This is a genomic window from Streptomyces sp. 184 (genome assembly GCF_045781775.1).
Classification (GTDB): domain Bacteria; phylum Actinomycetota; class Actinomycetes; order Streptomycetales; family Streptomycetaceae; genus Streptomyces.
This window is the reverse complement of sequence record NZ_CP123230.1, coordinates 7,052,127-7,071,633: the sequence shown is the minus strand read 5'-3', so window position 1 is coordinate 7,071,633 and position 19,507 is coordinate 7,052,127. Positions and strand designations below refer to the sequence as shown.

Genomic DNA, 19,507 nt, shown 5'->3' with positions numbered 1-19,507 from the left:
CGCCCGTACGACCCGTGCCGCCTGCCCCTACCCCGCCTCCGGCGTGAGCCGCTGCGGTTCCAGTCCCGTCACCAGCGTCACCAGCGCCTCGTCCACGGTCCGGCCCAGGAACCAGTCCCCGGTGTGGTCCAGCGCGTATCCCCGGCCCTCCGCGTCGACCGCCAGCACCGCCTGCGCCGTGCTGCCGTCGGGGGCCAGCTCCGCGCCGAGCGGGCACAGCTCGGTCCGGAGCGCGCGGCCGAGGTCGGCGAGTGTCCGGGTGAGGTGGAGGCCGTGCATGGGGTCGACGTGCAGGTCGGCCGGGCCCAACTGGCGGCCGGGGCCCTCGCCGACGATGCGCAGGCCGCCGAACTCCGCCCATGCCTCGACGGCCGCCGGGAACACCGCGTGCACGTGTCCGCCGGGCGACACGTGGGCCCGTAGCGCGTCGGCCCAGTTCTCCGCCTGTCTTATGTCCCACCGGCCCGGCTCCCAGCCGGCCACGCGCAGCGCGCTGTCGACGTCGACAGGGAAGCGGGTGTGGTGCGCGGCCAGGTCGCGGGGGTCCGTGGGGACCACGGCTCAGCCCTCGGCGTGCGCGTCGCCGACCGTGCGCACGCCGAAGTGGGTGAGGAGCGCGGCGCAGGAGCGGCAGGGCGGCGCGTACCGCCCGTGCAGCGGGTCGCCGTCCTCGCGGATGTGCCGGGCGGTGATCTTCGCGTGCTTCAGGGACCGCCGCGCCTCGCCGGGCGACAGCGGTTTGCGTGCGGCCCGCTTGCCGCGGCCGGCCTCGACGGCGGCGAGGTGCCGCGACAGCAGTACGGCTTCGGGGCAGCGGCCCGTGAAGCGCTCGCGGTGCCCGCTGGTGAGGGTGTCGAGGAAGTCCTGGACGAGTGGGTGGAGCAGGGGGCCCTGTTCGGCGCGGCCGGCCGTGCAGGTCAGGGTCTGGCCGCGGACCGAGAGCGCGGCGCCGACGGCCGGCAGGACGCCGTCCCGCCGGCTGGTCAGGCGTGGTGCGCCGTCGCCGGGCGCCGTGTCGCGCCAGTCTGTGCGGGGGTCGGCCGCCGGGCCGATCCCCGTCCCCATGTCCGTTTTCATGTCTCCGTACGGAGTGTCCAGCTCGCCGAACGGGCTTCCCGTACCGCCGTACGGGTCGCCGCCGGTGAGCGGATCTGCTGTGTCTGAGCGTGCGTGCATAGCGGTAAGAGCCTCCCCCGTGAAACTCCGCTGTCTCGCGTCGTCCAGCTTGCCACATACGTACGACACGACACCCGAGGTGCCTTCCGTACCGGCGTGTGCACCCCCGTGGGCCGGGCCGGTGCTGGGCAAGTCCGTCATTGCGGAGCAGATCACGCCGCTTGCCGGGGCGCTGTCTGACCAGGGAACGACCGTCGGCCGCGGCACCCCATAGGCTGTGTTTTGACGGAGACCAACGGCAGGGGGCACACGCGATGACGTCAGGTCGGCGAGGAACGACCGTCGCACCGCCGAACGCGGCATACGCCGGGCAGGTCGTGAACTTCCCGGACCCGGTCCGGGCTGCCAGACACCCCCGGGGCGTCCGTGTCGATGCCGACGGTTACCCGGACTTCTCCGGTTACGCGCGCGCGGCGGCGGAGATCGCCGAGCCCCCGGAGGGCTTCGGCATCGACGAGCTGCGGCTGACGGACTACGTGTCGGCGAACGCGGCGCTGCGCGCGCAGGGCCACGAGCTGTGGTCGACGCTGCCGCCCTCCGCGACTCCGCACGGCTGGACGTGGCACCACGTGGCCGGGACCCGGCGGATGGAGCTGGTGCCCGCCGACGTGAAGGCGCTGCTGCGGCATCACGGCGGGCTGGCCACCGCGGCGGTCGACCAGGACAAGCGCGGTACGCGCCCGTTGCAGGAGACGCGGCCGGTGCACTTCACGCTGCCGCGCGACGGTGCGGCGGTCACCGAGGAGCAGGTGCTCGGCATCGAGGAGGATCTGGGTTACGGGCTGCCGGGCGCGTACCGCGACTTCCTCAAGGCGGCGGGCGGCTGCGCGCCGGTCGGCGCGGCGCTGGATCCGGATCTGGGGCTGCTGGTGGACCAGCCGTTCTTCACGGTGCGCGACGAGGCGGCGGTCAACGATCTGGTCTACGTCAACAAGTGCCTGCGCGACCATCTGACCAAGGACTATCTGGGCATCGCGTTCCTCCAGGGCGGGGTGCTGGCGCTGAAGACGAAGGGCCGCAGGCGCGGCAGCGTGTGGTTCTGCCCGTACGACGACGCCCGCGACCAGGGCGATTCGGGGTGGACGGTGGCGGAGCGGGTGGAGCGGCTGCTGCTGTTCTGCGGGGAGGATTTCGACGCCTTCCTCGACCGGCTCGTCGGCGGCCCGCCGGAGCTGGAGACCGTGGCGAATCTGATGGTGGACGGCGGCTTCGCGCGCGCCGTGCCGGTGGAGGGGTGAAGGCGGTAATGGTCACCTTCGCACAGGCGCAGGAGCGCGCCGACTCGTGGATCAACGGCGGGGTGCCGCAGCAGCGGCGCCGCGAGGTCAAGGTGCGGGAGTTCGAGCTGGGCTTCGTGGCCTGGGCCGAGATCCCGGCCGGCGGTGAGGTGCCGGAGGGTTCGGGTGCGCGGCTGGTCATCGCCCGCGACTCGGGCGACACGACGCTGTGGCCGGCGCTGCCGGTCGGCGAGGTGATCCGGCGCTACGAGGAGGAGTACGGCGGCGAGGAGCCGGCGGCTCCGCGGGGGGCGCAGCCGGGGGAGCGTGTGGACCTGGGGGCGACGTCGTTCCTGCTGACGCCGCCGGAGTGGCTCCAGGAGGCGGCGGACCAGATCGGCATTCCGCGGCGCGGCGGCTCGGGGTCTTCGGGCTCGTCGGGCCGGCATGCGGGTGGGTCGTCGGACTCCGGCTCGCCTTCGGGCGCACCGGCACCCGCACCCGCGCCTTCGCCTTCGGCGGCGTCGTCCGGGTCCGGTGCGCCGTACGGGCAGGGGAGTTCCGGTACGCCGTCGGCGCCGGGCGCTCCCGCTTCGCCGTACGCGGCCGGGGGTGCCGGTGCGGCGGGTGTCTCCGGGTCGGTGGGTCCGCGGGTGGACCCCACGGCGCCCGCGGCGGCGGCGCCGACTCCGTGGAACGACACCAACTCCCGCGGCGACGACGACGCGGCGTCCGTACCTCTGCCGGAGACGGTCCTCTCGTCTCAGCTTCCCGACACCCCGCCGCCGAGCGGCCCGTACCCGCCCCCGCCCGGCGGCGGCGGCTACCCCGGCCCGCCGGCCCCCGGCGGCCCGCACTCCGGCGCGGGTGCTCCGGCCGCGCCCGGTTCCGGCAGCCACTCCGGCGCCCCCGGCGCTCCGCCCGCTCCGGGCGGCCCCGCGCCGGGCTCCGGCGTCCCGGCGCCGCCGGCGGCCCCCGGTGCTCCGCCGCCCCCGGGCGGTACGCCGCCCCCGGGCCCCGGCGCCCCGCCGGCCCCCGGTTCCGGCAGCTACCCCGGCGCCCCGGGCATTCCGGGCACCCCGCCCGGCGCCCCCGCACCGCCGGGAGCCCCGGGAACACCGGGCCCCCCGAACGCCCCCGGCACCCCGCTCGGAACACCGGGCCCCCCGAACGCCCCCGGCACCCCGCTCGGAACCCCGGGCCCCCCGAGCGCCCCCGGCGCCCCGCTGGGAACCCCCGGCGCCCCGGGCGCCCCGGGCGCACCGTCGGCCCCGGGCACCCCTGGCGCGCCCAGCGCCCCCAACACCCCGCCCTCCGGCTCCGGCCCCGGTTCCGGCGGCGGTGCCGCCGACATCGCCGAGCAGGCCACCAGCAAGGCCACCGCGCTCCCGCCCCCGCTCAAGGGCAAGCGGGCCCCCGGCGGCCAGGGCGTACCGCCGCCCCCCGGCGCCCCCGGCACGCCCGGGGCCGGCCGCGGCTCGGGGTCCTCGGCGCCGCCCCCGCCGTCCGCTCCGGGCACTCCCGGCGGCGGTAACGCGTACATCCCGACCCAGCTCGTGTCGCAGGTCGACCCGGGCGCCTCCTCCGGCGGCGCGCCCCCCGGCCCGCCCTCGCCCCCCGGAGCCCCGAGCGCCCCCGGTGCCCCACCCGCACCCAACGCCCCCGGCGCACCCCCGCCCCCCGCGCCAGGCCAGCCGGCCCCGCCCCCCGGCGGCGCCCCCTTCGCGCCCGGCGCTCCGGGCGCCCCCGGCGCGCCTCCCGGGGCCCCCGCGCCTCCCGGGGCCCACGCGCCCCCCGGCTCCGCCCCCTTCCCCCCGGGCGCCCCCGCCGGACCCGCCCCCGGCGCGCCCGGCATGCCGCCGCCCGGCGGGCCCGGCATGCCTCCGCCCGTACCCGGCGGTCAGCACCCGCCGAACCCCGGCTACGGCTATCCGCCCCCCGGCGTGCCCACCGTCGGCCCCGGCTACCTCGCCGTGCTGCGCTACCGCGCCCAGGACGGCTCCGAGCAGCAGGTCATGCGCCGCTCCGCGCCCGGCACCCCGCACCCCGAGTGGCAGATCCTGCACGAGCTGCGCGGCATGGGCGTACCCCCGCAGCAGGTCCTTGAGCTGCACACCGAGCTGGAGCCCTGCGACCTGCCCGGCGGCTACTGCTCGCGCATGATCCGCGAGACCTGGCCGCAGGTGCGCCTGAGCCACACCGCCTCCTACGGCCGCGACCACGCCTCCCGGCAACTGGGCATGCAGCAGCTCATCGAGCACCAGGGGGAGCTGCACCAGGTCGCCGACGGCCCGGCCCGGCCGCGTCCGCAGCGCGTGCCGCTGCCGCCGCCCGGGCAGGTCCCGGTGATGCCGCCGCTGCCGCCGGAGGCGCTGGGGCACGAGCTGTACCAGGCGTTCGGCCCGCAGGGCGTGTTCCGCTACGACCAGCGGGCCGTGGCCCGCCAGGGCGTGCCGGACATCGTGGCGCAGACGCTCGTGTGGGCGGGGCTGCCGATGGACTTCGGCCCGTTCTTCTGGGGTCAGGCGCAGCCGGGCCGGCCGGTGCCGACGCTGGCGGAGCTGGCGGCGGAGCGGGGTGTGCAGCCGGCGTCGGACGCCGGTTCGTACCTCGTGATGGGCAACGACTTCGGCCGGCAGCTCTGCGTGCAGTACGGCACGGCCCACATCGTCGCCGTGCCGCTGGAGGCGGCGCCCGGCGGCGGCAGCGCGCCGCCGCAGTTCGTGAACACGGGGCTGCCGGAGTTCGTGCGCTGCCTGGCGATGCTCGGCCACATGTGGCGGCTGCGCTTCGGGCTCACGCCGGACCAGGCGGGGCGCTGGACGGTCGACTTCCAGTCCCAGCTCGTGGCGATCGACCCCGCGGCGCTGGAGGGCCCCGACCACTGGTGGTCGGTCGTCCTGGAACAGCTCTGGGACGGCCTGTTGTAGTACCCGCCCGCAGGCGACGCGCGAACGGCCCCACCGGCTTCCGGTGGGGCCGTTTCGTATGTTCTTCAACCGATGACCACCTGAAAGGAGTGGGTGTCAGGTTATGACCGATTCGCACGAGTCCTGAAGGATGAGCGCCGACAGTCGACCGGGGACGAGAGGGAGCTCGATCACATGGGTGCCGTGAAGACGTCGGCTCGGAGCTTCGACACCGTACGCGGTGGCCGCGGCTACCACCCCGACCAGGTGGACACCGCGGTGACCCGCGTGGGTGAGGAGCGTGACTCCGCCTGGGAGCGGGCCGCGCGCCTGACCGTCCTGGAGCGCGAGCTGAGCCAGGAGCTGGAGCGGCTCACCGGCGAGCTGGCGCAGGTCAAGGAGCAGACCTACGAGGAACTGGGCGTCCGCGCGCAGGAGATCCTGCACCTCGCCCAGGAGCAGGCCGCCGAACTCCGCGGCACCGCCGCGGAGGAGCTGCACCGCGCGCGGGACGAGAGGCGCCGGTACGTCGAGGAGACCACCGCCGAGACCCGCCGCGCGGCCCAGGCGATGTGCGAGGAGGCCGAGGCCCGGCTGCGCAGCGCGCTGGGCGCGGCCGAGCAGGAGGCCGCCGACCTCATGGCCGCCGCGCACGCGGCCGTCGAGGACAGCGCGGGCGAGGCGGCGGCGGCGCTGGCGGAGATGAAGCACCGCACGGCGGCGATGCTCGACGAGGCCCACCACGAACGCATGGCCGCGGAGCGGCGGCTGGACGAGGAGGTACGGGAGCGCCGGCAGGCCGTCGACGCCGACCTCGCCACCCGTACCCGCAGCGCGGAGACGCACCTCGCCGAGCAGCGGGCGGCCCACGCCGAGGCCGAGGCGTACGCCCGCCGCTGCCGCGACGAGGCGGAGGCCGAGGGCGCGGAGCTGGTGGCGGAGGCGGTGGCGCAGGCGGAGCAGATCGAACGCGACACGCAGCGCGTGCTGCGCGAGGCGGACGTCCGCCGCGAGGAGCTGTCGGCGCACATGGAGCACGTACGTGCCACGCTCACGGCGATGACCGGCCGGGCCCCGGACCCGGACCCGGCCACCGGCACGGTCCCGGGGCCCTCGCCCCACGGCGACGACTAGGGCGCCGTCCTCCCCGGCCGGGGCCGGTAGGCGGTGGCCAGCACCGAGACGGTGACCCGGCCGGGCAGGCGGGCGTCGTCGTCGGTACGGCCCACGTGGCGCGCGCTGGGCGTCATCGCCACCAGGTCCGCGGCCTCCGGCCCGGTCAGCGTCGCGGAGTACTCGGCCCGTTCGGTGGCGGCGGCCTCGAAGAAGGGGCCGAGCGCGCGCCGCAGCCGCTCTTCCTTGGCCGGGTCGACGGTGACCATCCCGGGCCACCGGTCGCGCAGTTCGGCCAGGTGGCGCCCGGTGGGGCGGACCACGATCAGGCGGCCGGCGGGGTGCAGGACGCGGTGGAACTCGGCCGGGTTGCGGGGGGCGAAGACGTTCAGCACGATGTCGGCCGTGCCGCCGGCCAGCGGGAGGGGGCGGAAGACGTCCCCGGCCACCGCGGCGGCGCGGTCGTGGGCGCGGGCCGCCGCGCGCAGGGCGCGTACGGAGGTGTCCAGCCCCACGCCGCGGGCGCCGGCCAGCCGGTCGAGGACGCCGGCGAGGTAGTAGCCCGTACCGCACCCCGCGTCCACCACCGTGACCGGCCGCGCGGACGAGCCGGAACCCCCGGATGCCCCGGGCGCCGCCCCGGAGCCCACGGACGCCCCGGCTGTCCCGGCTGTCCCGGACGATCCGGACACCCCGTCTGCCGCCAGTCCGGCCGCGATCTCGCGGAGGGGCGCGTACGCGCCCGTGGACAGGAACCGGCTCCGGGCCCGGACCATGGCCGCGTCGTCGCCGCTGGTGGCCCCGGCGCCCGTCAGCAGGCTGACGTAGCCCTGGCGGGCGATGTCGAAGGTGTGGCCGGCCGGGCAGCGCAGGGCGCGGCGGTCGGGGTGCAGGCGGCGGGTGCGGCGGCAGGTGGGGCAGCGCAGCACGTCGAGGGAGTGGGCGAGGGCGGCGGGAAGGGGGACGGACACGGGGCGCTCCTGGCGGCGGTGGCGGGAAGGGACCGTGCCTGCGGGCGCGCGCCCGGGGGCGGCACCTCCGCGGGAGCCTCCACGGGAAACCTTCGCGGGAAGGAGCCCGGGAGGGGACGGGGCGGGGTCGGGAACGCGGGTCACGCCGCAGGCATACCGAGGCGGGCGACGCCGGCCGGCGCCGCCCTCAGGACCTTCCGCTCACAGGAAGCAGTGGTGCGGGACGCTCGTGAATGCCACGTCACGAGTCTACGAGTCTCCCGCCGGGTGTTTAAGGCCGAGGTTCGTCAGAAGGCGCCGGGCCCTCGTGCCGGTACTCCCGGGGGGTCGTCCCGTACGCCGCGCGGAAGCTGCGGGTGAACGCCGCCGCGTGGGTGTAGCCCCAGCGGGCCGCGATGCGGTGCACCGGGACCGCGGCGAGTGCGGGGTCGGCGAGGTCGCGGCGGGCGTGCTCCAGGCGGTGGCGGCGGATCCAGCCGGCGACCGTCTCGCGGCCCCCGGTGTGCGCGCGGAAGATCCGGTGCAGGTAGCTGACCGACACGTGGTGGGCGTCCGCGACCGACTGCGGGGTCAGCTCCGGGTCCTCCAGGTGGTGGCGCATGAAGTCGACCACGCGCACCAGCAGGGCGTGCCGGCGGTGCTCCGGCGCCAGCGACGGCTGCGCCGTCCGCGACTCCAACTGGTGCGCCAGGTGCGCGTGCACGAGGTCCAGTACGGCGGTGCCCAGCCGGGCGGTGTCGGTGGGGCGGTAGGCGCCGGCGCCGGCGAGCACCTGGCTGACGACGCCGGTCAGCAGCGCGCCGGGCCCCTCGTCGCCGGGGAGTTCCTGCCCGACGAGCCGCGCGAGGCTCCCGGGCGGGAGCGTGATGCGGTCCGCGGGGATGTCGACGGTCAGCACGTGGAAGTGGCCCGGGCCGTCCGGGGCGCGCAGGCCGAGAGAGTTGAGCCGGGTCCCGTCGTGGAAGTACATGGTGCCCGGGCGGGAGACGGCGGCGCGGCCGTCCCAGTCGGTGAGCAGCGCGCCCTGGACGGGCAGCAGGATCTGGTAGCCGCCCTTGTCGGCGTCGTCGCGCTTGCGGCGGATGTCCACGGACGAGAGCCTGCGGGACGCGACTCCCAGCCCGCCGAGGCTGATCTCCAGTTCCTCGGCGAGGAAAACGGAGTCGGCCCGGTCCGCCGTTCCCGCCGCCGGCTCCGCCCGCGCGATGCGGAATCCCGACATCCGCCCGCACATCCGGTGCTGCCAGTACGCGAACCGCTCGGACGCCGGCACGTCGTCGCTGCGGAACTCGTCCCCGATCACGCTTCCACCCCATCTGCCCCCCGAGGCAGGCACCGAGCCTAGAGCACGCGTTTACCCGCTCTTTACCCGGACCGGGCCCCCCGGTCGCGGCCCCGGCGCCGTGGACGCATCGTCAAGTAAGTGTCCTCAGAGCGTCAATGACCTCCCGGCCGCCCGGCTGCCACCGTGGGTCGCGACACGAATCTGCGCGTGCGGTACCCGCTCGTGTCCCTCCTGCATACCGCTCATGCACGACCAGCCGAGAGACCGCGCGCGCCACCGCGCATTTTCGAAAGGCAACTCCCAGTGAACCGAACTCGCATGACCGTGCTGGCGATGGTCAGTGCCGCCGCGCTCGCCCTCACGGGCTGCTCGGACGACGACGACTCCGGCTCCTCCGCGGCGGACCAGGAGTCCGGGTCCTCGCAGGAGTCCGCGCCGGAGCCCGAGGCGGAGCCGGACGCCGCCGCGGAGGAGAGCCCGGCCGCCGCGCCCGAGGAGGTGGAGGTGACGCCGCCGGGTACGGAGCTGAAGATCGGCGACCGCGCCGTCGTGCCGTACGACAGGGCGGGTGCCACCGGCCACATCGGGATCACCGTGACCGGGGTCTCCGACGTGGACAAGGCGGCCTTCGACGCCGCCCTCGGCGAGAGCGGCGACGCGGACATCACGCCGTTCTGCGTCGAGTTCACGGTCGAGAACGCCGACGGCAGCGACCTCGGCGGCTCCTACCCGCCGGACCTGACGGGCGTCACCGCGGACGGCGGCGACCCGGGCGCCACGGTCTTCGGCGCGGACGTCGAGGGCTGTGAGGAGGGTGTGGCGCCGGACGAGTTCGCCGAGGCCGGGGCCACGTACGAGACGAAGCGGCTCCAGGGCGCCGGGCCGGGCGCCAGCGTCGCCGGCGCCTCGTACGAGGAGGACGACTACGCGGACGAGCCGATCGTCTGGACCCCGTAGCCGCACCTCCCCGCACACCGCCCGTGACCGGCACCCCCGTACCGGGAACGGGCAACGGGGCCCGGCGGCGCCCACCAAGGTCCGCCGGGCCCCTCCACCGCGTACCGCCGCTACTCGGTCGCGATGGCGTTCAGGACGTTCATCCGGCCCGCCCGGAACGCCGGCACCAGCGCCGCGAACAGCCCGACGACCGCCGAGCCCGCGAACACGATCCCGATCGTCGGCCAGGGGATGTCGAGCACCTTCAGCCCCTCCAGCGCCAGCAGTTGCTGCGCCGCCGCGCCCCACGCCATGCCGAGCCCGAGTCCGAGCAGCGCGCCGAAGAGGGCGATCACCACCGACTCCAGCCGGATCATGCGGCGCAGTTGCCTGCGCGACAGCCCGATCGCGCGCACCAGCCCGATCTCGCGGGTCCGCTCGATCACCGACAGGGCCAGGGTGTTGACGACGCCGAGGATGGCCACGATGATCGCCAGCGCCAGCAGCCCGTTGACGAGGTTGAGCATCTGGCCCACCTGGTCCTTGAGGGTCTGCTTGAAGTCGGTCTGGTCGCGGACCTTGTACTGCGGGTACGGGTCCATCGCCTTCTTCAGCGCCGCGTACGCGGCCTCCTCCTGGCCGTCCTTCGCCTTGCCGAACATGATGTCGTTGCGCGGCATGTCGCCGGCCTTGATGTAGTCGCTCGCGGTGCCCAGGCTCAGGTAGGCCGCGCCCGAGTCGAGCGTGGTGTCGGAGGAGGTGATCGCGCGCAGCGTCAGCTCCGCCGTGCCGCCGTCCTCGAAGTCGACGCCGAGGGTGTCGCCGATCTTCAGCCCGTGGTCCTTCGCGAAGTCCTCGCCGACCGACATGCTGTTCTTCTGGTAGGCGTCGGCCAGTTCGCCGTGCACGGTCTCGGACCTGAGGTCCTGCGCGTAGGTCTTCTCGGCGGCGGTCAGGCTGTAGTCCTCGACCGTCTTGCCGTCCGGCACGGTGAGGTCCGCGTCGAGCGACTTGTAGTGCGTGACGTGCTCCATGTGCGGGGCGTCGTCGAGGACCTGCGCGGCCTCCGGCACGATCGGCTGGCCCATGTCGGACTGGATGATGAAGTCCGCGCCCACCGACTTGTCCAGTTCCTCGGTCGCCGAGGCGACCATGGAGGATCCGACCACCGACAGGCACGCGACGAGCGCCAGGCCGATCATCAGCGCCGAGGCGGTCGCGCCGGTACGGCGCGGGTTGCGCAGCGCGTTGCGCTCGGCCATGCGGCCCACCGGGCCGAAGATCCGCAGCACGCCGGCCGCGAGGGCCCGTACCAGCAGCCCGGCCAGCACCGGCGCGAAGACGATGAAGCCCAGCAGGGACAGCAGCACGCCGCCCGCGAGGTACATCGCGCCGTCGGACGCCTCGTCCACGCGGGTGGTCAGGAACAGCAGCCCGCCGCCGGCGGCGGTGAGGACCACGCCCAGCACGGTCCGTACGACACCGGCCCTGCGGTCGCCCGGCGTGCCGGCCTCGCGCAGCGCGGCCATCGGCGAGACCTTGCCCGCGCGGCGGGCCGGCAGCCACGCCGCGAGCACGGTGACGACGACGCCGAGGACGATGCCGACGACGGGGGTGGTGGCGTTGATGGTGAGGTCGGCGGTGTTCAGCTCCATGCCGACCGCGCCCATGAGCTTCATCAGCCCCACGGCGATGCCGATGCCCGCGCCGACACCGAGGACCGAGCCGATGACGCCGAGGAGCAGTGCCTCGACCAGCACGGAGCGGTTGACCTGGCGGCGGCCGGCGCCGATGGCGCGGAGCAGCCCCAGCTCGCGGGTGCGCTGGGCGACGAGCATGGAGAAGGTGTTGACGATGAGGAAGATGCCGACGAGGACGGCGATGCCGGCGAAGCCGAGCATGGCGTACTTCATGACGTCCAGGAAGCCGCCGAGGTCGTCCTTGTTCTCCTCGACGACCTCCGCCTTCGTCTGCACCTTGACCGGGTCGGCGAGGTCGCCCGCGACCTTCTTGACGTCGGCCTTCAGCGCCTCGTGGGAGACGCCGGCGGCGGCGGTGACGTTGATCGAGGAGTAGACGTCGGGCTTGCCGAGGAGCTTTGCCTGCGCGGTCGCGGTGTCGAAGTAGACGATCGTCGCGCCCGGGTTGGTCATCTTGAAGGTGGCGATGCCGACGACCTCGGAGGTGAACGAGCCGGGGTCGGCGATCGTACGGATCTTGTCGCCGATCTCCACGCCGTGCTTGTCGGCGGCGTCGGCGTCGATGACGACCTCGGTGGGCCCGCGCGGCTCGTGGCCCGAGGTGATCTCGGCGGACTTCTGCTCCAGCCGGTCCCAGTTGGTGCCGATGGTGGGGGCGCCGGTGTCGGAGCCGAGGTTGTCGTTGTCGGCGTCCGCGACGGTGATGGCGTCGTTGGACACCTCGCCGTCGACGGCCTTGACGCCGTCGACCTTCTCCACGCGCGCCAGGTCCGCGGCCGGCATCGTCGGCTGCGGCTTGCGGCCCCAGTCGCCGTCGTCGCCGCCGGCGGCCTTGGGGCTGACGCGGACGTCGGAGGCGGTGGCCTTGAAGAGCCGGTCGAAGGTGGTGGTCATGGTGTCGGAGAAGACGAGCGTGCCGCACACGAACGCCACCGACAGCAGGACGGCGACGGCGGAGAGCGCCATGCGTCCCTTGTGGGAGAAGAAGTTGCGCAGCGATGTCTTGACGACGGTCATCTCAGGCCACCGAGCCCTGCTGCGCGTCGAAGGCGGGGGTCCGGGGGCTTCCCCCGGTGAAGAGGCGCATGCGGTCGAGGACCTGCTCGGAGGTGGGGTCCCACATCTCGTCCACGATGCGGCCGTCGGCGAGGTAGAGGACGCGGTCGGCGTAGCCGGCGGCGACCGGGTCGTGGGTGACCATCACGATGGTCTGGCCCAGCTCGTCCACGGAGCGGCGCAGGAAGCCGAGGACTTCGGCGCCGGCGCGGGAGTCGAGGTTGCCGGTCGGCTCGTCGCCGAAGATGATCTCCGGCCGGGAGGCGAGCGCCCGCGCCACGGCCACGCGCTGCTGCTGGCCGCCGGAGAGCTGGCTCGGGCGGTGCTTGAGCCGGTCGGCCAGGCCCACGGTCTCCACCACGCGCCGCAGCCACTCGCGGTCCGGCTTGCGGCCCGCGATGTCCATGGGCAGCGTGATGTTCTCCAGGGCGTTGAGGGTGGGCAGGAGGTTGAACGCCTGGAAGATGAAGCCCACGCGGTCGCGCCGCAACTGGGTCAGCTTCTTGTCCTTCAGCCCGGTGATCTCCGTCTCGTCGATCCAGATGCGGCCCGCCGTGACCGTGTCGAGGCCGGCGAGGCAGTGCATGAGGGTCGACTTGCCCGAGCCCGAGGGACCCATGATCGCGGTGAACTGGCCCCTGGCGATGTCCACATCGACGTTGTCGAGAGCGAGGACCCGCGTCTCCCCCGAGCCGTACGCCTTGGTCACCTGTCGCGCTCGTGCGGCGACGGCCGTGCGCGCCGCTACAGCCGTAGTCACTGTCGTGTCTCCTTCGTCTGCGGTACCGCCCTGCGGTATCGCGCTGCGGAACCTGTCCTTCGGCCTTTCGGCTGCGCCCCCGGGCCGGTCTGCGCCGCTGTCGCGGCGCTCTGCGTCGTGCCTATGAGTCTCGTGAGCGGCGGCCGGAAAATCCCTGGTGCCTGGCGCCGTATCCGCTGTGGGGATATCCCCACCCCCGTACTGGGGACGGACCCCCCGCCGACCGCCGGATCACCGCCGGCGACCGTCCTGACCAGGCTAGAAAGCGCGGCGCCCGGGCCCCTCGGCCGGACGGAGGACCCGGCCCCTGCTTTGTGACGGGGGCGGGCCCTTAGGGGTGTGCGGGGGCGGTACGGGCCCGGGGTCGGGGTTCCGCGTCCGTAGCTGCGGGTTCCCGCTCGGGGCGCGGGGTGTCGGCGGGGCGTCGTACGCTGGAGACCCCCGGGGCGCTCGCCGCCTCGGGCTGTTCGCGTTGCCCACGGCGCGAGCCGCAGCCCACCACCCGGTCATCAAGCCACCCGGTCACTCAGCCATCCAGCCACACAGCCACTCGGAGCGGATGCCCCCATGAGCCTGCACGGCCTGCTCGACGCCGTCGTCCGCGATCCCGCGCTCGCCGAGGCGGTGACGGCCGCCGAAGGCGGCGCCCGGCCGCACGTCGACCTCGTCGGCCCGCCGGCCGCCCGCCCCTTCGCGCTCGCGGCGCTGGCGGCCCGTACCCGGCGCCCGGTGCTCGCGGTCACCGCCACCGGCCGCGAGGCCGAGGACCTGGCCGCCGCCCTGCGCTCGCTGATGCCGCCCGGCCGCGAGGACTCCGTCGTGGAGTACCCGGCGTGGGAGACCCTGCCGCACGAGCGGCTCTCGCCCCGCTCCGACACCGTCGGCCGCCGCCTGGCCGTGCTCCGCCGGCTGGCGCACCCGGACCCCGCCGACCCGGCGACCGGCCCGGTCTCCGTCGTCGTCGCGCCCGTACGCTCCGTGCTCCAGCCGCAGGTCAAGGGGCTCGGCGACCTCAAGCCGGTGGCGTTGCGCAGCGGCGGGTCCGCCGATCTCGAAGAGACGGTGCAGGCGCTGGCCGCCGCCGCGTACAGCCGCGTGGAGCTGGTGGAGAAGCGCGGCGAGTTCGCGGTGCGCGGCGGCATCCTCGACGTGTTCCCGCCCACCGAGGAGCACCCCCTGCGGGTGGAGTTCTGGGGCGACGACATCGAGGAGATCCGCTACTTCAAGATCGCCGACCAGCGCTCCCTGGAGGTCGCCGAGCACGGCCTGTGGGCCCCGCCCTGCCGCGAGCTGCTGCTGACCGCGTCCGTACGGGCCCGGGCCGCCGACCTCGCCGTCCGGCACCCGCAGCTCGGCGAGCTGCTCGGCAAGATCGCCGAGGGGATCGCGGTGGAGGGCATGGAGTCCCTGGCGCCCGTCCTCGTGGACGACATGGAGCTGCTGCTCGACGTGCTGCCGGCCGGCAGCATGGCGGTGTCCTGCGACCCCGAGCGGGTGCGCACCCGCGCCGCGGACCTGGTGGCCACGTCGCAGGAGTTCCTTCAGGCGTCGTGGGCCGCCTCCGCGGGAGGCGGGGAGGCGCCGATCGACCTGGAGCTGCTGGGCCGGGCGTCGCTGTGGGGCATCGCCGACGTCCGCGACCACGCGCGCGAGCTGGGCATGATGTGGTGGTCGGTCAGCCCCTTCTCCGCGGACGCGGAGCTGGAGGACGAGTCCCCTGGGCCCTGGGGGCCCGGGGAGGCCCCATCCCTGGAGCTGGGCCTGAACGCCCCCGAGGTGTACCGCGGGGACACCGCCCGCGCGCTCGCCGACACCAAGGGCTGGCTCGCCGACGGCTGGCGCGTGGTCTACCTCACCGAGGGCCACGGCCCCGCGCAGCGCACCGCCGAGGTGCTGGGCGGCGAGGGCATCGCCGCCCGCCTCGACGCGGACCTCGGCCCCGACGCGCTCGCGCCGTCCGTCGTGCACGTCTCGTGCGGCGAGCTGGAGCACGGCTTCGTCGCCCCGGAGCTGAAGCTCGCGGTGCTCACCGAGACCGACCTGTCCGGGCAGAAGTCCGCCGCCCGCGACGGCGCGCGGATGCCCGCGCGGCGGCGCAAGCAGATCGACCCGCTGACGCTCCAGGCCGGCGACTACATCGTGCACGAGCAGCACGGCGTCGGCCGCTACCTGGAGATGGTCCAGCGCACGGTCCAGGGCGCCACCCGCGAGTACCTGCTGGTGGAGTACGCACCGGCCAAGCGCGGCCAGCCCGGCGACCGGCTGTACATCCCCACCGACCAGCTCGACCAGGTCACCAAGTACGTCGGCGGCGAGGCCCCCACGCTGCACCGCCTCGGCGGCTCCGACTGGGCCAAGACCAAGTCCCGCGCGAAGAAGGCCGTCAAGGAGATCGCCGCCGACCTCATCAAGCTGTACTCGGCGCGCATGGCCGCCCCCGGCCACGCCTTCGGCGCCGACACGCCCTGGCAGCGCGAGCTGGAGGACGCCTTCCCGTACATGGAGACGCCCGACCAGCTCTCCACCATCACCGAGGTGAAGGAGGACATGGAAAAGCCCGTGCCCATGGACCGCCTCGTCTGCGGCGACGTCGGGTACGGCAAGACGGAGATCGCGGTGCGGGCGGCCTTCAAGGCGGTGCAGGACGGCAAGCAGGCCGCCGTCCTCGTACCGACGACGCTGCTGGTGCAGCAGCACATGGGCACGTTCTCCGAGCGGTACGCGCAGTTCCCCGTGGTGGTGCGGGCGCTGTCGCGGTTCCAGTCCGACGCCGAGGCCAGGGCCGTGATCGACGGGCTGCGCGAGGGCTCGGTGGACATCGTCATCGGCACGCACCGGCTGTTCTCGTCCGACACCCGGTTCAAGGACCTGGGCCTGGTCATCGTGGACGAGGAGCAGCGCTTCGGCGTGGAGCACAAGGAGCAGTTGAAGAAGCTCCGCGCCAACGTCGACGTGCTGACGATGTCCGCCACCCCCATCCCCCGCACGCTGGAGATGGCGGTCACCGGCATCCGCGAGATGTCGACGATCACCACCCCGCCGGAGGAGCGGCACCCGGTGCTGACCTTCGTCGGTCCGTACGAGGAGAAGCAGATCGGCGCCGCCATCCGCCGCGAACTGCTGCGCGAGGGCCAGGTCTTCTACATCCACAACCGGGTCGAGTCCATCGACCGCGCCGCCTCCCGGCTGCGGCAGGCCGTGCCGGAGGCGCGGATCGCCACGGCGCACGGGCAGATGTCGGAGTCGTCGCTGGAGCAGGTGGTGGTCGACTTCTGGGAGAAGAAGTTCGACGTGCTGGTCTCCACGACGATCGTGGAGAACGGCATCGACATCTCCAACGCCAACACCCTCATCGTGGAGCGCGGCGACACCTTCGGCCTCTCGCAGTTGCACCAGTTGCGCGGGCGGGTGGGCCGGGGCCGCGAGCGGGGTTACGCGTACTTCCTGTACCCGCCGGAGAAGCCGCTGACGGAGACCGCCCACGAACGCCTCGCCACCATCGCGCAGCACACGGAGATGGGCGCCGGCATGTACGTGGCGATGAAGGACCTGGAGATCCGGGGCGCGGGCAACCTGCTGGGCGGCGAGCAGTCGGGGCACATCGCGGGCGTCGGCTTCGACCTGTACGTACGGATGGTCGGCGAGGCCGTCGCCGACTACCGCGCGACGCTGGAAGGCGGTGCGGAGGAGGCGCCGCCGCCGGAGGTCAAGATCGAACTGCCGGTCGACGCCCACGTCCCCCACGACTACGCCCCGGGCGAACGGCTCCGCCTCCAGGCGTACCGCTCGATCGCCTCCGCCACCACGGAGGACGACGTCCGCGCGGTCCGCGAGGAACTGACCGACCGCTACGGCCCCCTCCCCGAGCCGGTCGAGAACCTCCTGCTGGTCGCGGGCCTGCGCATGCTCGCCCGCGCCTGCGGCGTCACGGACATCACCCTCCAGGGCTCGCGCATCCGCTTCAGCCCGGTGTCGCTGCGGGAGTCGCAGGAGCTGCGCCTGAAGCGGCTGTACCCGGGCGCGGTGGTGAAGCCGGCGCTCAACCAGATCCTGGTGGACCGCCCGAAGCCGAAGCAGTTGGGCGCCCAGCCGCTGAAGGGCCGCGAACTGCTGGCGTGGGTGGGGGAGCTGCTGACGACGATCCTGGACTCGTAGCCCGTCCGCTACGGGGCCTCGACGGCGGAGATGCGGTACTTGTGCACCTCGGCGTCGAGGATCCGGGCGGTCTGGGCGGCGTCCGGGCCCGTGTCGCGGAAGCGGAGCACGTCCTCGTCCGTCTCCCACCGCTCGTACACGTTGATCCGGTCCGCCTCGACCGGGTCGGCGGAGAGCGCGAAGTCCAGGCATCCGGCGGCCTCGCGCGCCTGCGTGACGACCTGCGCGCAGCCGGCCAGGTAGTCGGCGCGCGCGGCGGCGTCGACTCGCAGCATTCCGGCGATGATGATCACGGCGTTCCTCTGTGTCTCGGCGGTACGGCCTTCCTCAAGAACAGACCACTCCGGCGCCCCGGGCTCATCGCCGCGCCGAGAAGTGCTCAGTCCGACGCGGGGTTGAACATCACGTGGGTGAGGGCGCGGAACGTCTCCGCCGGGTCCCCGCCGGGGGCCAGGCTGCCGCTGAGGACCAGGGTGGCGAAGCCGTGGGCCGCCGACCAGGCGGCCAGGCGGGCGAGTTCCGCGTCGGGGCCGCGGTCCGTCTCGGGGAGGGCGGCGATGGCGGCGCGCAGGGTGCGGTCCACGCGGTCGCGGGCCGCCGCGAGGTCCGGGGCGTCCGGGTGCAGCAGGTGGGGCTGGTACATCACCTGGAAGTGCGCCGGGTGCGCGAGCGCGAAGCGTACGTACCGTACGCCCAGGTCCTCCAGGTCCGCCGCCGCCTCCAGCGACTCCGCGAGCAGCGCGTTGCCCTCCGCCGCGACCGCGGTCAGCAGCCCGGCGCGGTCCTTGAAGTGGTGCGCCGGTGCCGCGTGCGAGACGCCCGCGCGGCGGGCCAGGTCGCGGAGGCTGACGGCGCCGGGGCCCTGGTCGGCGATGACGTCGAGGGCGGCGTCGAGGACGGCGCGGCGCAGGTTGCCGTGGTGGTAGGGGCGGTCGTCGGTCATGGAACCATCCTCCACGAAGCATCTAGCCATTGACAAGTTCACTGCGGCGAGGCAATCTAGTCAGTGTAAAGATAAGAGTCGGTACGAGACCGAGGAGGACACCATGTCGGAAGACCTGACGCCCCAGCGCGTACGACAGCTCTGGCACCTGCTGGAGCCCCTGCACGCCGTCCTCTACTACGCGCCCGAGGCCAACGACGAAGCCGCCGCCCTCGGCTACGCCACCGAGGACCGCTGGCCCTCGTACTTCGCCTGGCGCGCCGCACCCCTCGGCCCGGTCGGCGAGGCGGTCGTCAGCGCGGCGTTCTACAGCTTCGACCCCGCCATGACCGGCCGCTACGTCCCCGCCGCCTGGGACGTCGCCGACCCGGCGAAGGTGCTCGCCGCCCGCGAGCGCGCCGTCGACCGCGCGTACCGCTCGATCTTCGGCGACGACCCCCGCGACCCCGAAGGACTCGGCGCCCCCGGGCTCGCCGAAGCCGCCCGCCTCGCCCGCCGCGCCGCCGAGGCCGCCCACACCGCCGGCCGCCCCCTGGCCGCCGCCAACGCCGCCCTGCCCTGGCCCGAGCAGCCGCACCTCCAGCTCTGGCACGCCGCGACGATCCTCCGCGAGCACCGCGGCGACGGCCACCTCGCGGCGCTGCTCACGGCGGACCTGGACGCCGTCGAGTCGCTGGTGTCCTTCGCGGCCGTGGGCGCCGCGGCCGAGGAGACCTTCGCCAGCCGCGGCTGGAGCGACGCCGAGTGGGCGGCGGCCCGCACGCGGCTCGCCGCCCGCGGGCTGGTCACGGCCGACGGCACGGCCACGGACGCCGGCCGGGCGCTGCGCGCGGAGGTCGAGCGCCGTACGGACGAACTGGCGACGGCCCCGTGGCGCGCGATCGGCGCGGACGGCGCGGAGCGGCTGGCGGAGCTGCTGGGCGGGCCGTGGGTGAAGGTGCTGGGGACGGGGATGCTGCCGGGGGAGAACACGCTGGGCATCGGCAAGGGGTGACGGGGGACGGCGCGGGGTGCGGTGGGGCGTACGAAGGAACACACGCCCCGCGCACCAGGTGCTGGTGTGGGCGTTCGACGACCAGCGGTACGGGGTCGAGCCGGACACCGTCAGCGCCATCGAGGTCGCCGTCGACGCGGGGCAGCAGGGGCGGGGGCTGTCGGCCGTCATGCTCGGTACGGACGTCCCGGGCGCCCTCGCCCCGGTCCGCTGCGAACCGGACCGCAACTGGGCGGTCTACGTGGAGCCCGACGTCTGGATCCGCCACAACCTCCGCTGACTCAGGACGTCG

General features: G+C 74.5%; 14 protein-coding genes and 1 pseudogene. 7 read left to right on the top strand and 8 right to left on the bottom strand.

Annotation, left to right across the window (positions count from 1 at the left end):
• Positions 1-27: 27 nt before the first annotated feature.
• Both QBL21_RS29985 and QBL21_RS29980 read right to left on the bottom strand, forming a co-directional pair.
• Positions 28-558, bottom strand: coding sequence for an SUKH-3 domain-containing protein (locus QBL21_RS29985; RefSeq protein WP_407565362.1), 531 nt, complete (start codon positions 556-558; stop codon positions 28-30).
• Between the two features lie 3 nt (positions 559-561).
• Positions 562-1,065 (bottom strand): YwqJ-related putative deaminase, encoded by a 504-nt coding sequence (locus QBL21_RS29980; protein ID WP_407566609.1) that lies wholly within the window; start codon positions 1,063-1,065, stop codon positions 562-564.
• A gap of 365 nt (positions 1,066-1,430) precedes the next feature.
• Between QBL21_RS29980 and QBL21_RS29975 the strand changes: the two genes are divergently transcribed.
• The 3 genes from QBL21_RS29975 to QBL21_RS29965 all read left to right on the top strand — a co-directional run bounded on the left by QBL21_RS29975 (position 1,431) and on the right by QBL21_RS29965 (position 6,436).
• On the top strand, positions 1,431-2,414 hold the full coding sequence (locus QBL21_RS29975; protein ID WP_407565361.1) for an SMI1/KNR4 family protein: 984 nt from the start codon (positions 1,431-1,433) through the stop codon (positions 2,412-2,414).
• Between the two features lie 8 nt (positions 2,415-2,422).
• Positions 2,423-5,323 carry an SUKH-4 family immunity protein gene (locus QBL21_RS29970; RefSeq protein ID WP_407565360.1) on the top strand — a complete coding sequence of 967 codons (2,901 nt, stop codon included), beginning with the start codon at positions 2,423-2,425 and terminating at the stop codon, positions 5,321-5,323.
• Between the two features lie 174 nt (positions 5,324-5,497).
• Positions 5,498-6,436: a hypothetical protein gene (locus QBL21_RS29965; RefSeq protein WP_407565359.1), complete on the top strand. Its 939-nt coding sequence runs from the start codon at positions 5,498-5,500 to the stop codon at positions 6,434-6,436.
• Here the strand turns inward: QBL21_RS29965 and QBL21_RS29960 are convergent.
• The gene (locus QBL21_RS29960) at positions 6,433-7,386 is read right to left on the bottom strand and encodes a putative RNA methyltransferase (protein ID WP_407565358.1); all 954 of its coding nucleotides are present in this window, start codon (positions 7,384-7,386) and stop codon (positions 6,433-6,435) included. The genes QBL21_RS29965 and QBL21_RS29960 overlap by 4 nt on opposite strands.
• Positions 7,387-7,657: 271 nt before the next feature.
• Positions 7,658-8,689, bottom strand: coding sequence for an AraC family transcriptional regulator (locus QBL21_RS29955; protein ID WP_407565357.1), 1,032 nt, complete (start codon positions 8,687-8,689; stop codon positions 7,658-7,660).
• Positions 8,690-8,974: 285 nt separating this feature from the next.
• Here QBL21_RS29955 and QBL21_RS29950 point away from each other — a divergent pair, with 285 nt between their 5' ends.
• A complete protein-coding gene (locus tag QBL21_RS29950) occupies positions 8,975-9,628 on the top strand; it encodes a hypothetical protein (protein ID WP_407565356.1) in 654 nt (217 codons plus the stop codon).
• A 110-nt stretch (positions 9,629-9,738) separates the two neighbouring features.
• Here the strand turns inward: QBL21_RS29950 and QBL21_RS29945 are convergent, their stop codons facing one another.
• Positions 9,739-12,324, bottom strand: a complete 2,586-nt coding sequence (locus QBL21_RS29945; protein WP_407565355.1) for an ABC transporter permease — start codon at positions 12,322-12,324, stop codon at positions 9,739-9,741.
• Position 12,325: 1 nt separating this feature from the next.
• Positions 12,326-13,123: an ABC transporter ATP-binding protein gene (locus tag QBL21_RS29940; protein ID WP_407565354.1), complete on the bottom strand. Its 798-nt coding sequence runs from the start codon at positions 13,121-13,123 to the stop codon at positions 12,326-12,328.
• 567 nt (positions 13,124-13,690) lie between these two features.
• Between QBL21_RS29940 and mfd the strand changes: the two genes are divergently transcribed.
• Positions 13,691-17,278 (top strand): transcription-repair coupling factor, encoded by a 3,588-nt coding sequence (mfd, locus tag QBL21_RS29935; protein ID WP_407565353.1) that lies wholly within the window; start codon positions 13,691-13,693, stop codon positions 17,276-17,278.
• Between the two features lie 8 nt (positions 17,279-17,286).
• Here mfd and QBL21_RS29930 read toward each other — a convergent pair whose 3' ends face one another.
• Both QBL21_RS29930 and QBL21_RS29925 read right to left on the bottom strand, forming a co-directional pair.
• Positions 17,287-17,571 (bottom strand): putative quinol monooxygenase, encoded by a 285-nt coding sequence (locus tag QBL21_RS29930; protein ID WP_407565352.1) that lies wholly within the window; start codon positions 17,569-17,571, stop codon positions 17,287-17,289.
• A gap of 86 nt (positions 17,572-17,657) precedes the next feature.
• The gene (locus QBL21_RS29925) at positions 17,658-18,221 is read right to left on the bottom strand and encodes a TetR/AcrR family transcriptional regulator (protein ID WP_407565351.1); all 564 of its coding nucleotides are present in this window, start codon (positions 18,219-18,221) and stop codon (positions 17,658-17,660) included.
• A gap of 103 nt (positions 18,222-18,324) precedes the next feature.
• On the opposite strand from QBL21_RS29925, the gene QBL21_RS29920 reads away from it, so the two are divergent.
• Both QBL21_RS29920 and QBL21_RS29915 read left to right on the top strand, forming a co-directional pair.
• Complete coding sequence (locus tag QBL21_RS29920) at positions 18,325-19,215, top strand: SCO6745 family protein (RefSeq protein WP_407565350.1); 891 nt, start codon at positions 18,325-18,327, stop codon at positions 19,213-19,215.
• Positions 19,216-19,270: 55 nt separating this feature from the next.
• Positions 19,271-19,495: pseudogene (locus QBL21_RS29915) on the top strand (N-acetyltransferase); the annotation flags it as partial.
• Between the last annotated feature and the right edge of the window lie 12 nt (positions 19,496-19,507).